14 protein-coding genes and 1 pseudogene are annotated in these 13,767 nt (G+C 46.0%); 13 read left to right on the plus strand and 2 right to left on the minus strand.

Features of this window, described 5'->3' with window-relative positions; genetic code table 11:
- Window positions 1-165: 165 nt before the first annotated feature.
- Window positions 166-1,344 (minus strand): IS110 family transposase, encoded by a 1,179-nt coding sequence (locus tag EFB11_RS05260; protein WP_122789243.1) that lies wholly within the window; start codon window positions 1,342-1,344, stop codon window positions 166-168.
- A 250-nt stretch (window positions 1,345-1,594) separates the two neighbouring features.
- Here EFB11_RS05260 and EFB11_RS05265 point away from each other — a divergent pair, with 250 nt between their 5' ends.
- From EFB11_RS05265 to EFB11_RS05330, 13 genes and pseudogenes are all read left to right on the plus strand, one after another.
- Window positions 1,595-1,906 carry a WXG100 family type VII secretion target gene (locus tag EFB11_RS05265; RefSeq protein WP_122789244.1) on the plus strand — a complete coding sequence of 104 codons (312 nt, stop codon included), beginning with the start codon at window positions 1,595-1,597 and terminating at the stop codon, window positions 1,904-1,906.
- A gap of 35 nt (window positions 1,907-1,941) precedes the next feature.
- On the plus strand, window positions 1,942-2,247 hold the full coding sequence (locus EFB11_RS05270) for a WXG100 family type VII secretion target (RefSeq protein WP_122789245.1): 306 nt from the start codon (window positions 1,942-1,944) through the stop codon (window positions 2,245-2,247).
- Between the two features lie 82 nt (window positions 2,248-2,329).
- A complete protein-coding gene (locus tag EFB11_RS05275; protein ID WP_122789246.1) occupies window positions 2,330-3,505 on the plus strand; it encodes a hypothetical protein in 1,176 nt (391 codons plus the stop codon).
- A gap of 282 nt (window positions 3,506-3,787) precedes the next feature.
- Window positions 3,788-4,054, plus strand: a complete 267-nt coding sequence (locus EFB11_RS05285) for a DUF4176 domain-containing protein (protein WP_122789248.1) — start codon at window positions 3,788-3,790, stop codon at window positions 4,052-4,054.
- 38 nt (window positions 4,055-4,092) lie between these two features.
- Window positions 4,093-4,899, plus strand: coding sequence for a PP2C family protein-serine/threonine phosphatase (locus EFB11_RS05290; protein WP_122789249.1), 807 nt, complete (start codon window positions 4,093-4,095; stop codon window positions 4,897-4,899).
- A gap of 4 nt (window positions 4,900-4,903) precedes the next feature.
- Window positions 4,904-6,814 carry a serine/threonine-protein kinase gene (locus EFB11_RS05295; protein WP_122789250.1) on the plus strand — a complete coding sequence of 637 codons (1,911 nt, stop codon included), beginning with the start codon at window positions 4,904-4,906 and terminating at the stop codon, window positions 6,812-6,814.
- Between the two features lie 261 nt (window positions 6,815-7,075).
- Window positions 7,076-7,276: pseudogene (locus EFB11_RS17130) on the plus strand (DUF1653 domain-containing protein); the annotation flags it as partial.
- Between the two features lie 871 nt (window positions 7,277-8,147).
- On the plus strand, window positions 8,148-9,338 hold the full coding sequence (locus tag EFB11_RS05305) for an IS256 family transposase (protein ID WP_122789252.1): 1,191 nt from the start codon (window positions 8,148-8,150) through the stop codon (window positions 9,336-9,338).
- Between the two features lie 176 nt (window positions 9,339-9,514).
- Window positions 9,515-9,856 (plus strand): IS66 family insertion sequence element accessory protein TnpA, encoded by a 342-nt coding sequence (gene tnpA / locus EFB11_RS05310; protein ID WP_122789253.1) that lies wholly within the window; start codon window positions 9,515-9,517, stop codon window positions 9,854-9,856.
- The gene (gene tnpB / locus EFB11_RS05315; RefSeq protein ID WP_122789254.1) at window positions 9,850-10,206 is read left to right on the plus strand and encodes an IS66 family insertion sequence element accessory protein TnpB; all 357 of its coding nucleotides are present in this window, start codon (window positions 9,850-9,852) and stop codon (window positions 10,204-10,206) included. Before tnpA ends, tnpB begins: the two co-directional genes overlap by 7 nt.
- Window positions 10,207-10,263: 57 nt before the next feature.
- On the plus strand, window positions 10,264-11,862 hold the full coding sequence (gene tnpC, locus EFB11_RS05320; protein ID WP_122789255.1) for an IS66 family transposase: 1,599 nt from the start codon (window positions 10,264-10,266) through the stop codon (window positions 11,860-11,862).
- 500 nt (window positions 11,863-12,362) lie between these two features.
- Window positions 12,363-12,572, plus strand: a complete 210-nt coding sequence (locus EFB11_RS05325) for a helix-turn-helix domain-containing protein (protein WP_122789256.1) — start codon at window positions 12,363-12,365, stop codon at window positions 12,570-12,572.
- A 168-nt stretch (window positions 12,573-12,740) separates the two neighbouring features.
- Window positions 12,741-13,103, plus strand: a complete 363-nt coding sequence (locus EFB11_RS05330; RefSeq protein ID WP_122789257.1) for a hypothetical protein — start codon at window positions 12,741-12,743, stop codon at window positions 13,101-13,103.
- On the opposite strand, the gene EFB11_RS05335 is transcribed toward EFB11_RS05330, so the two are convergent.
- Window positions 13,086-13,766, minus strand: a complete 681-nt coding sequence (locus tag EFB11_RS05335; RefSeq protein ID WP_122789258.1) for a hypothetical protein — start codon at window positions 13,764-13,766, stop codon at window positions 13,086-13,088. The two genes, EFB11_RS05330 and EFB11_RS05335, sit on opposite strands and share 18 nt — an antisense overlap.
- Between the last annotated feature and the right edge of the window lies 1 nt (window position 13,767).

The raw sequence follows: 13,767 nt of genomic DNA on the forward strand, positions 1-13,767 counted from the left end.
GTATTAAATCAAAATCTGAATAACTGAAAGATTAACTATTAAAAGTCAACCCCTAAAATGAATGGTGGTGGTCAAGTGGTGGTCAACCGGAGATGGTTCAAAAAGGGCATAGCAAAGCTGAGGTCTTGTCAGACCCCTACTGGGCGGCTATTCAAGTGGTGTCACTCAGGCTGCTGAGCGATAGGGTTGCTTGGATTTCTCCATGGCAAAGATAAGCCGCACCAGCTTCTTGGCAGCGTGGGAGATGGCAACATTGTAGTGCTTACCCTCGGCCCTCTTTTTAGCGAGATAGGCGGCAAAGGTTGGATTCCAAAGACAGACATACTTAGTAGTATTGTAAAGAGCGTAGCGTAAGTATCGGGAACCTCGTTTCTCCATGTGCGGGTAGCAATTTTTGAGCTGTCCGGATTGGTAAGTAGACGGTGACATTCCGGCATAAGCCAACAGCTTGTCTGAGGAGTCGAAGCGAGAGAGATCCCCAACCTCTGCCAGGATCATGGCACCCATGCGGCAGCCAATACCTGGAATGGTGGTGATGGGAGAATGGATTTCCTCCATCATGGCCTCAATTTCTGCTTCAATCTCGTCAATCTCGGTATCTAATTCCTGGATGAGACGGATGGTGTGCTGTAATTCCAAGGACTTGGCAGGCATTTTAGAACCAATAGAGTTTCGTGCCGCATCCCGAACTGCCACAGCCATATCCCGCTTATAGCGTCCTTTGGAGGCATTCTCCAGAAGGGATTTGAGCCTTGTCAGGTGTGCCTTGGCAATCTGTTTGGCACCTGGAAACTCTTCCAGCAGAGCATAGACAGTCGCCAAATGGAGAGAGGACACCAGCTTCTCCAGTTCAGGGAAGAGAATGCAAACCAGTCTGGAAATTGAGCTTTTCAGTTTTGCTCGTTCTTTTACCTTGTCAAAACGGTATCTGGTGAGTGACTTTAGTTCCTCATTGTGATATGCTGCATTCGTGTAGGGTTTGAGGCCCACATCGGATAACAGCATAGCAGCAATGGTTCGAGCATCTACATGGTCGGTCTTGGTCTTTCGCAGGCTGAGACTTTTCCGGTAGAGGTTCGTGCGTAAGGGCTTCAAGACATAGGTGGCCAGACCGTTGTCAAGAAGAAATCCAAGCAGATTGTAGCTGTAATGTCCCGTAGCCTCAAGCCCTACCTTTATTTTGTCCTGGGATGCGGTGCAGACCTGGATTTTCTCCAGCAGTGTGTGAAATCCATCCATATTGTTGGAAATGGTAAACACATCTGCAAGCACTTCACCCTCCGAACTCTGAATAAAGCAGTCGTGCTTGTCCTTTGCCACATCAATACCAACAGAAACTACCATTTCTAAAACCTCCAACGGTAAATTTGTAATGCTGTTCCACAGAACACTTTGCTTTTGTAACCTTGTTCCACATAAACCGTCTGGCGGTATTTAACTGATTAACAAAACTGCAAAGGGCTGTGGTTGGAACCTTTCAGGAACCATCTTGTGGTAGGAGAATCGCACCAATCCACAGCATCCCTTACAGTGTAGCACAGCCCTTGGAGAGGGGCCTTAAAAACTACTACTCTATAATACAAGGAGAACTACTATGGCATCCACAATTTTTGATGTGACCCCTGAAGAACTCGAAGCATCTGCAAGCAAAATCGAGGGCAAAACTAGTGAATTTACCAAGGCGTACAACAGCATTTATACTGCGGTGTCCGATCTGCGTGTAACCTACAAAGGTGAAGCAAGCGACACTTTCAACCAGAGAATTGAGGGCTATAAGAACGATTTCTCCGCAGCAGAAAAAGCACTGAAAAATTATGTTCAGTTCCTCCGTGAGTATGCCGCCAAGATGAAGAGCACTGAGAACGAAATCAAGAGCAAGGCAAGCGCACTTAGCGTCGGCAAATAATTCAACATTATCACTTCGAAAGGAGATTATTAACTATGGCACAAGTAGTAGTAGATTCCAGCGTTATGCGTGATAAATCCAAGACCCTCGAAAATGCAGCTGTAACAATCCAGTCTCTGTATGCAGAAATGCTTCAGGAGGTTACTACAACTGCTAATAAAATGAAGGGTACCACAATCGAGACAGAGAAAAAGCAGTTTGCTGGTATGCAGAATACATTTGATACCATTGTTAAAGACATGAAGGCATATAGCACTTTCCTTACCCAGGCCGCTGAGAGTTATGAAGCTGCTGAACGTGAAGGCACCCAAAAAGCCCAGGATCAGGGAAAGATTTTCTGATTTTTCAAAAGAAAAAAATCGGCTATCCCCAGTAGAGCGAAGTGCTCTGCTGGGGAAACCGATGGAAAGGAGGTTGTGATGTATGCCAAGAATTTATGTTGAGTTTGCTCGCCTCAACCAGATTGGAAATAATTGCAAAACAATAGCATCACGAATTGATACCATCCAATCCGATTTTCAAAATACAATCCAGCAACTTGACTGGGACATTCGTTTTGATTCAAATATAAATAGCACGGCCATGCAGCTTGCAAGAAAGCTCGAACAATATTCAAGGGCATTAGAAGCTTATCAGCGATTTATCGAGGATGCTCGCAATGAATATGGCAAGCTCGACGAGTACAAGAAGCTCAATTTAGAAGACTATATTTCTGTTGCTCCAATCGATCCTAACAAATTTATTATTCTTGGGCCTGGTGGACAATTTCATTTGGATTGGGATAGTATTTTCAAAGATATAGTTATCACAAAACCTTATGTATTTCCAGGGCTGCTATCTCTGATTTCACCTATAACAAGTTTGCTTTATCTTACCAGTGGCATTCATACAGGGAATACACCTTCATTCTTTGACTACTCTCGTACCCCGTCGGCAAGTGCAACTGCCAACTGGTTAGGTTATGAACTGTCTGACGACAATCCAGGCGTAACAGCTTGGGTTGGAAAGGCAGGTGCAGAAGCACAAAATGAATGGGGTTATGCTGGTGTCAATGCATATCTGGGCAAAGGCGAAGCCGCTGCCAAGGCCGATGCTGGCATTATGAAAACAACAACCAAAAAAGAATACAAAGACGGTAAATGGGTTGAAAAAACCAGGACGGATTTCATTACCGCCGAAGCCGGTGCAAGTGCTAGTGTTTCTGCATTAGCTGGTGACGCTGAAGCCGGTTTGGGAAGTGATATGCTCGGAGTTGAGGGAAAAGCTGAAGGTACTGTTGGCACAGCTAAAGCTGAAGCCAAGGGAAAGTTTTCTGTTAGTGAAGATGGTGTTAATGCCAATGTTAAAGGCGAAGCAATGGTTGCCGCCGTTGAAGGTGAAGCATCTGGAACCATCAATATTCTGGGCTTAGAGATAACCGGAAAAGTCGGTGGCTATGCTGGCGCAGTTGGCGTTGAAGGAAAAGTCGGCATCGAAGATAATAAGTTCGTATTGGAAGGCGGTGCTGCCGCTTTGATCGGTGGTTCAGCTGGTATTGAAATCGGCTTCAACGATGACGGATGGGATAACTTTGTTGACTTTATCGTATTTTGGGATTGATTATAAGAGGTGACATATGAGCATGAAATCTTTTAGATATGAGTTCACCGCTAAAGAATTAACGTATTTCTTATTCAAAAAGAAATCGTGTCCCAAATGCGGTGGAAATATGAAGAAAGAAAAATGTTGTGAAACTGTAGACGGCTCCGTGTTTAATACAAATTCGGTTCCACTTTATATCCAGGGCCGCCAAGTAAAGCATTATTTTTACCGTTTTACCTGCGAAAAATGCGGTTCTGAATTCACCTTATCTGAATTGTCGAAATAAGAAAGGAGATTGAAATGAAGAAATTTCTGCCTATCGGCTCAGTTGTATTATTAAAAGAGAGCCAGAAACGAATTATGATTGTTGGAGTAAAGCAGAAGCAAGCAAACTCCGACAAAGTATGGGATTATAGCGCCTGCCTGTACCCTGAAGGAATCATCGATCCAGATAAACTGTTCCTATTTGATGCTGAACAGATTGAGCGTTTGTATTTTGTTGGACTTCAGGACGGAGAAGGATTAGCTTTCTTGAATAAGTTAAATCACCTGGATGATAATGCATAACCCCGCAACCAATCATCCGGAAACGAGAGGTTTAGCTTATGGACAAGCCTGTCTGTTCCTCCCACATTGGAAAACGTCCAAACCATGAAGATAATTTTTTGATTGATGGCTCTTATCTGTCATCTGACATACAAAAGCGAATGTCAGATAAGCGCTGCTATTTCGTTAATGGTGCATCTTCCTCGAACATACATCTTTATGCTGTTAGCGATGGTATGGGCGGTCATAATGCAGGAGAAGTTGCCAGCCGAATATGTGTGGAGAGACTTTCGTTAGCATATAACGAACTGCAGCAATCCCGTTCGCTCAAAGAAGCGGTGACCTATCTTCAAGCAATCATTGCCGAAATCAATGATACTGTCTGTAACATGAGTCGCAAGCAACCTGAATTGAAAGGTATGGGGGCAACTCTTGTCTTATTGATTGCATATAAAGACGAATATGCCCTCTTAAATATTGGCGATAGTCGTGCATATTATTTTAGCGACAGCACAATTACACAAATTACAAAAGACCATACCGAAGGACAACGAATGCTTGACCTCGGTCTATTAACGAGGAAAGAACTCTCTGGTTTTCCTGCACGCAAAAACTTGAACCGTTATATAGGTTATAATCAAAACGGCTATGTTTTACAAGCAGATGAATACTATCCTGTTTTAGAAAACGGAGTAGTTCTGCTATGTAGTGATGGCATTTCAGATTTTCTTTCAAATGATCAAATCGTCGAAATACTAAGTGCGGCAAGCAACCTTGAAATTGCTGTAAGTCAGCTGGTTGACAAGGCCGTGTCAGCACTTAATGCAGATAATGCAACGGCTATACTGATACCACTTAGGAGGTGATTCTGTGGCGCAAACAAACTTAATTGGCAAAAATATTCTCGGATATACTGTCATCGAAAAACTCGGTTCAGGTGCATTTGGAACGGTGTACAAAGTTGTTAAATCAAATGCAGCAGGCCAGTATGTTCGTGCGCTAAAGCACATCACAATTCCAACAGAAAAGCAATACAACTCCGTATTAAGCTCTATGGGTGGTGATGTTTCTAAAGCCGACAATTATTTTTCGCAAATGCTCAATAATATCGTTTCGGAAATCAGAATCCTAAATGATTTATCTGAAAAGGGCGTACAGCATATCGTCAGATATTATGAAAATGATATACTTGTTACTGACTCCCCAAGGCGATATGATATTTTTATTCTTATGGAATATCTGACTCCTCTTGAAGATTTCATCCGGGGTACAGATTTCCTTGTGCGTGATGTTCTCAGGTTAGGATTAGATGTTCTATATGGACTTCAATCATGTCACGATAACGGCGTAATTCATCGAGATATAAAAGATGACAACATTTTCGTATCTGATAAAGGCGAATATAAAATTGGCGATTTTGGCGTTTCAAAAGTTTTGAAAGACAGCTCAAAAGCTGAGTCCTTAAAGGGTACACCTAATTTCCTCGCACCAGAAGTCTATTTAGGCAAGGAAGGATATACAAAATCCGTTGACCTTTACTCCCTGGGTATTGTGCTCTACAGGCTCTTAAATTACAGCAGAAATCCATTCCTGCCTCGCTTCCCTGAACAATATTTTGCTCAGGATGAAGATGCTGCTTTTGAAGAAAGAATGAGTGGCAAGACTCCGGATTTTCCGGCCCTTGGTGGCGAGGCTATCGGGCGTGTGATTGTGAAATCTATTTCCAATAGCACAGAAAGATTCCAAACTGCTGATGAGTTTATAAACGCCTTGGAGCAAGCAATCGACCAAACACCGCCCGAGATATTTAATGAAAAAATTAAATTCGGAGTATCCTCTTCTGTAGAGTCCACAGAAGAACCAAAAGCAAAACAATATGGCTCTACTTTGGGTGAAACAGTCCCTGATTCTGCACCAGAAGAATACTCTGAAGACGAGCATAACACTTCTATCAATAGGCATTTGTTTGAAAGCATTGGAGAAGTTCCGTCCACCGACATCCCAGCAGTTGATCCTGTTGCAAGCCACGAACACGATCACAGACAAGAAAGCACATCAGGTACATCCCAGCAAAATATAAACAGACGAGTTGTGGATTTCGTCCCCCCAGATATAAGTGAGCCAGAGGAGCCTGCTGCACTGGACAAGAAAGTGATGAACAAATTTGTGTTCTTCATTCCTGTGATTATACTTTTTGTAGGTGTGATTGCATACTTTATTGTGGTTCCTAACATCTATGGACGGGTCGTATCTTTTGTGGATTGGCTTTTCACCGATCCTCAGAATATCATATCTACACTTCGTGATCCGAATGCTGTTTTGCCGCAGGTCAACAGCATCATTGGCATGAGAATCTTTTGGTGGGTATGGTTGGCTGGACTGATTACTTCCCTATTTTTTGTTGGTAAGCAACTTCAGTCAAAGCCCGAACCTAATGCTCCCAATGCTATCTTAACAAAGAAAGAGCCTTATTTGATGATTCAGGATGTCATTGATGCTCTGAAGCAAGTAAAGGCTCACAACTATAGTAAACAGCTCGACTCTTTGATTTATTCTGCAAAGAAGCTTGAAGAAAAATTGTCCGTGGAGAGCGACTTCGGATACGGAAAAAATGTTGTTATCAGTTGTGAAAATAACATAGCACGACAGATTCAGTTTCTTGTAGACATCGCCCCATGCGTTGAAAATGGCGATTTTGAGGAAAACATAAAAGCCATGAACACAGCAATAATGAACATCAACTCTTTGCTTCGTAGACGAATAGAGCTCAAGAAACGATAACAGCACAAATTGGCAAGCAGTGCAAAGTGGTACCACTTTGCTCATTTTCTCAATTTCGCCGCAGGCTCAATTTTCAAAAATTGCTTGTTGGTGCAGCAGCCCCAAGCCCCATTGAACAACATCTGCGATGTTGGCTACACGGTCATTTTGACCGTTACTTGCAGACAGCACTATGGAAAAATTGAGAGTCACACTGTATAATCGTGATAACAAGATTGCTCTGTTTTGAAACTCAATTCACGAAAGTATGGAGGTGAGTCTATGATTAAGCTCGGTAAATATCGTCATTTCAAAGGAAATGAATACGAAGTTTTAGACTTTGCTACACATTCTGAAACTCTGGAGCCAATGGTTGTATACCGTCCTCTCTATGGTGAGGGAAAACTTTGGGTTCGGCCTGCTTCTATGTGGGAGGAAATGGTGGAGGAAGACGGTAAACTCGTTCCTCGCTTTTCTTACATCCCCAAAGAGTACACAAACACACTGAGCCAGTTATGGTACGATGGAGATGAGGCGAAATGGGAAAAAGCATTAGCCCACTACCACACGCTTTACAAAGATGTATCATTGGAAACCTTTATGGAAGAACTGCGCCCGGAAGTAGTGGAGCAGATGTCCGCTTCTGAGTTTTATTATTTTCTCCATGATAAGTATTTCGTCTGGAAGTATACAGCCAAAAACAGGCTGGCAACCACACGCAGCCATCTACGGAAATATCTTGATGGCAATCAACTTCACCGGCTCGAACAGATACATAATCAGATTTTCTCTACGGACAGAAGTAAGGCAACCGATATGCTAACCGTTGTATCCCAAATCAAAGGGCTTGGTATTGCCGGTGCCAGCGGGCTGCTTTCTATCCTCTTTCCAGAACAGTATGGAACAGTGGATCAGTTTGCTGTGTTGGCCTTGCTGACCATTGATGAATTACCAGAACATGACCGTTTGGGAAAGATGAAGCCAGAGTTTCTTTCTCTCAAGGATGGAGTTCTTTTGGAAGAAATCATGCGTCAAAAGGCTTTAGAATTGAATCGAAAGTTTCAGAGCAACAGATGGACGCCAAGAAAAATTGACATGGTGCTCTGGGCATACGGTCGATAAAACAAAAAATACCGCCACTACCAACTCTATCGAGAGCCGGTAGTGGCGGTATTTTATCGGGTAGAACTTACTTCTCTCTGATGTTGCTTCTCTTTTTGGTCGATGCCAAGGATATGGATAGATAAGGTACAATAAGTTTCGCAAATTGAAAAGTAGATAAAAAGAGACATGGTTTGCAAATCTCTGGTAGAATGAAGTCGCAACACACCATTCTGAAAGGAGACAGCAAACCATGTCCGAGAAGATTGTACAGCTAAACGAGGAAGTAATCAAGGGGCAGCTCAAGGAACTTGTGCGCGGAAGCGTAGAGGAAACCCTCAACGAACTGCTGGAGGCCGAAGCAGAAAAGTTGACCCAGGCAGCCCGGTACGAGCGCAATGAACAGCGCCAGGGCTACCGCAGCGGCCACTACAACCGCAACCTTACCACCACATCCGGGGATGTCACCCTCAAGGTGCCCAAACTCAAGGGGATCTCCTTTGAGACCGCCATCATTGAGCGGTATCGCCGCCGGGAGAGCAGTGTGGAAGAGGCCCTCATTGAGATGTACCTGGCCGGCGTATCCGTCCGGCGTGTGGAGGACATCACCGAGGCCCTGTGGGGCAGTAAGGTGTCTCCCTCCACCATCAGTGAACTGAATAAGAAAGCGTATGTCCACATTGAAGATTGGCGGAACCGTCCTCTGCAGGGCGGGCGGTATCCGTATGTCTATGTGGATGGGCTCTACCTGCGCCGCAACTGGGGCGGAGAATTTGAAAATGTAGCCATTCTTGTGGCAATTGCGGTTAATGAGGACGGATATCGTGAGGTTCTGGGCGCCGCTGAGGGCATGAAAGAGGACAAGGCCAGCTGGATCAGCTTCTTCAAGTGGCTGCGCGGGCGTGGTCTGGACGGCGTGAAACTGGTGGTTGGCGACAAGTGTCTTGGTATGCTGGAAGCCGTGGGAGAGGTGTTTCCTGAGGCCAAATACCAGCGGTGTACCGTGCACTTTTACCGCAATGTTTTCGCTGTCACGCCTCGTTCCAAGGTGAAGCAGGTGGCCAAGATGCTCAAGGCGATCCACTCCCAGGAGAGCAAAAAAGCTGCCCGCGAAAAGGCCAAGGCGGTGGTGGAGCAACTGCGCTCTATGAAGCTGAAGGAATCTGCCAAGAAAGTGGAGGACGGCATTGAAGAAACCCTGACCTACTGCGATTTTCCCAGTGAGCACTGGACCCGTATCCGCACCAACAATGTCATTGAGAGGCTAAACCGGGAGATCCGCCGCCGCACCCGTGTGGTGGGCAGTTTCCCGGACGGCAACTCTGCACTGATGCTGGTCTGTGCCCGGCTGCGCCATGTGGCTGGCACCCAGTGGGGCAACAAAAAGTACATGAACATGAAGCACCTGGAGGCCTCCGTTGAGGATGTCTCCATTGCCGGCTGACTTCATTCAAAACAGAGTCTGCAAACCAATTTGCGAAAAATTCTGTAAGCGTAAAAACAGTCGGCGACTTGTCAGTAAAGAAAGCCTCTGCCAAACTATAAGAGTCTGAGAAAGTGCATGGTAGTACAAGATAGTACCAGAGAGTATCCCAGACTCCAAGATAGTGAGGTGCAGGCATGGAGAAGGCGGCAAGTTTACAGAGAGCCAATCAACAACAGCGGTTGGTGGAATGGAGCCGGCGTGTAGAGGCCTGCCGGAGCAGCGGGCTGCCGGTAGGTCAATGGTGCCAGGAAAATGGGATAGCGGTATCCACCTATTTCTTCTGGCAGAGGAAGGTATTTCAGGCGCTGAAAGAACTCCAGGAGGTGACCTTCGCAGAGGTGCCGGTCATAGAGCGTACCCAGCCCTCCGGGCATATCGTAGCAGCCATGGAGGTAAGCGGTGTGCGGATCCAGGTCTACGAGGGAGCGGATAAGGACACACTGCAGGCAATTCTCCAGGCGGCAAAGTCATGCTGAACGATTTCAACTGCAGCTGCCCGGTGTACATTGCCTGCGGATACACAGACCTGCGGCGAGGCATTGATGGACTGGCCAATCTGGTAAGGAGCCAGTTCCAGATGGATCCCTTTCAGCGGGCGCTGTTTCTGTTCTGCGGGAGACGGCGGGACCGGCTCAAGGCACTGTACTGGGAGGGAGACGGCTTTCTGCTGCTGTATAAGCGTCTGGAGAGCGGCAGTTTCCAATGGCCCAGGAACACGGAGGAAGTGCAGACCCTGACACCCCAACAGTACCGCTGGCTGATGGAGGGGCTGAAGACCGAGCAGCCGAAGGCAAACAAAGCGGTGTCCGGCCTGAGCGTGATCTAATGCCGGAAAATGCTGAAAACATTGGCTTTTTGCCCTGCTTTGTGGTATCATTTACACATGGAACATGAGAAGAACACTGCCGCAAGCACCCCGGAAATGATGACCATCTCACGGGCGGAATACGAATCTCAGCAAGCACAGCTAACTGAGTTAAAGCTCCAGAACCAATGGCTTCTGGAGCAGCTTGGCCTTGCCAAGAAGCGGCAGTTTGGGGCATCCTCAGAGCGGCTCCAGGAGGGGCTGATGGACCAGCTGTCTCTCATGGCGAATGAGGCGGAGGCCTACGCCTATGGGACGAAAAATGCCACAGCGGAGCAGGTGGCGGTAAAGGCCCATGCCCGCAAGCGGCAGAGCGGCAATGTGTTGGATATCGTACCGGAGGAAACCCCTACGGAAGTGGTGGAGCACCATCTTTCCGAAGAAGAGCGCATCTGTGATGCCTGTGGTACAGTCATGGAGGAGATTGGCAAAGAGGTGCGCCGGAGCCTGAAGATGGAGCCGGCCCGGTTTTGGATCCGGGAGGATGTGTACTACACCTACGCCTGCAAGCAGTGCGAAGCGGAAACAGGCGAAGGCAATCTCCGAAAGGCGCCCAGACAGCCCGTGCTTTGCCCGGGCAGCTTTGCCTCACCTGAGGCGGTAGCCCATATCATGACGCAGAAATTTGTCATGTACTCTCCGCTGTACCGTCTGGAGCAGGAGTTCCAGCGGCAGGGGCTGAAGCTTTCCCGGCAGACCATGGCCAACTGGATCCTACAGGCCTCGGACACCTGGCTGCGGCCTGTGTACGATGAACTGCACCGGAAGCTGTGCAAGGAAACCGTGCTGCACGGGGATGAGACCACGTTGCAGGTGCTGAAGGCGCCGGGCAGGACCTCAACAAGCAAGTCTTACATGTGGGTCTACCGGACCAGCGGCTGCGCTGAGCAGCCCATTGTGTTGTACGAGTACCAGCCCAGCCGGAAGGCGGAGTACGCCCAGGCATTCCTCAAGGATTTCTCCGGCTGGCTGCACGCGGACGGCTACCAGGGCTACCACAAGCTGCGGTCGAACATCCGGGTGGTGGGCTGCTGGGCTCATGCCAGGAGAAAGTTTGACGAAGCGCTGCAGACACTGCCCAAAGAGAAACGGCAGGAGTCTCTGGCGGCAGGCGGCGAGTGTTACTGCACCCGGCTGTTTCAGCTGGAGCAGTCTCTCATGGACCTGACGCCGGAAGAACGCTATACCAAGCGGCTGGAACTGGAGAAACCGGTTCTGGACGCTCTGTTGGCATGGGCAAATGAGGCCAGCGCCAAAACGGCACCCAAGTCTGCCCTGGGCAAGGCACTGCACTATCTGCGGGAGCAGTGGCCCTACCTGGTACGCTATCTGGAGGACGGCAGGCTGGAGCTCTCCAACAACCGTGCCGAGCGCAGCATTAAGCCATTCGTCATGGGCCGGAAGAACTGGCTCTTTTCCAACACCCCCGCCGGCGCCCAGTCCAGCGCTGTGATCTACAGTCTGATTGAAACCGCAAAGGAGAACGACCTGGATCCCTACCGCTACCTGGTTTGGCTTCTGAACACCGCACCTGGGCTGAGCCAGACGGATGAGGCTTGGGCAGAATCTTTCCTTCCCGTGAATGCTCCGCAGGAATGTAAAATTCCAAAACCATAATGAAAATGCCGACCGCCATCTCAATGCTTGCGCACTGAGATGGCGGCCTTTTTATACGCCTGGAGATTTGACGGTTACAAAATTCTTGACACTACCCAAACCAATTTGCGAAAAATTCTTGACACTACCCACTACCCCAACCTGGTATGAATGGTCAAAATCTGGTGCATCTGAAAATTGTTATGAAAAAAGCCGAAAACCCTTGAAAACAAAGGCTTTCGGCATTGTGGGCTGGCGTCGCAAAAGGGACTTGAACCCCCGACCCCACGCTTAGGAGTACGGCGTACCATTTCGTAAATTGTTCATATCATATCTTCCCGTGTTGTTTCTTCGCAAATTGTGCTGCCTGGAGGCAGGTCAATTTGCACAAATTCCCCTGAAATATGCTGCCTTACAACGGCTTTTCAAATGTCGTATTAGCAAGGTATTAGCAGGAACCCCTTGTGACAGAAGGCTTTCAGGAACCATTTCAAAATGCTATTAGCAGGGAGGATCATTTTATGAGCACCAACGAAAAAGGGACGCCCCAAAGCAGAACATACACTGTGAATGACATCGCAGCCATTCTCGGTATCGGCCGCGCTACGGCCTATAAACTCGCCAACTCCGGAGCGTTCAAGACGATCCGCATCGGCAACATGATCCGCATCTCCAGGAAGTCCTTTGAGGATTGGCTAAAAGCGGAGGGACTGGACGACGAAACGGAATAGTTGATAGGAGCGCCATAGGTTTAAAACCTATGGCGCTCCAGTATTTAATTAACAAAGCTCGAAATATGCAACCTAAATAGAATTGTCTCGCGAACCTTCTAAAACTTCAAGAAGGAGGAATAATATATAATGCCAACAAAATAATTTAATAGATTCTGGAGGGAAAATATGACAAGAAATAGCTTAGACGATTTATTTATTGCTCGTCAGATCTTGACTTCATACATCGACTTTTTAGATAGCCGAGTGAAAAAAGAAATGGATGTTCTGCGGAACACATATGTTAATATCCCTATTGAGGAACTATCCAGTGAGAGTAAAGTATATATTGAATCGGATGTAAAAAGTCGTATAGAATCTTTGGAAAGTTTTCAAAAATCTCTTTCCAAAATAAAAACTCAAATTGTAGAAGTATTTCAGAAATATCCCGCTAGACTTTCTATGCTTTCAAAAGAACGGTACAAAAACAATTTAATCGATCATCAAAAAAAGATTATTCACTCATTTGAAGAATTAGCAAAATACTGGTGAACACACATTTCCTAATGCAATAAGGGATGCGGCTGATTGACGATGAAATGTAATGGTTCCAAGAGATCCTAACGTACGGTCATCTGTTTCGTTAAGAATTTTGTTTGTCATCATATCGTTTATACTTTTTATTAGATATTGAACAAATTGCTGTGCATTGCATTTGGAGTGTAATGATAATAGTATCGTCTTTTCAAAAGCATCGCTATACGAGTCGTATATCAAACCTCTAACATTTTTATGTGCTCCATCATCATAAATTATCCCATCTTGAAAGCCAATGTAGAAATCACTCTTTATGTCTGTATCAACGCAATATCTACCTAACGCTTTTGCACTATCACAACAAATAGCAATAACTTTTTTCTTGGCAAGTATACTGGCGTTTTCAAAATCAATAAAACTAAAATTCTTTTTTTGATCTTGCTGAATATATTTTGATTTTAATATCGCATCCTCTTCACCATGCGTAAAAAACATTACAACATCACTAGATGCTATTTTTTCAAGAATAGATTTATCGATTTGAAAAGATATATATGGCTCGTGATAATACACTTCGTTTTTGCTTTCTAATTCTTCCCGGAAAGAATCTTTTTTTAAAAACTTATATATTTTTTTGCTATCATTATCAATTCTATTCCAATAAATGAAGATTTTCATT

Source organism: Intestinibacillus sp. Marseille-P6563 (assembly GCF_900604335.1).
Lineage (GTDB): Bacteria > Bacillota > Clostridia > Oscillospirales > Butyricicoccaceae > Butyricicoccus_B.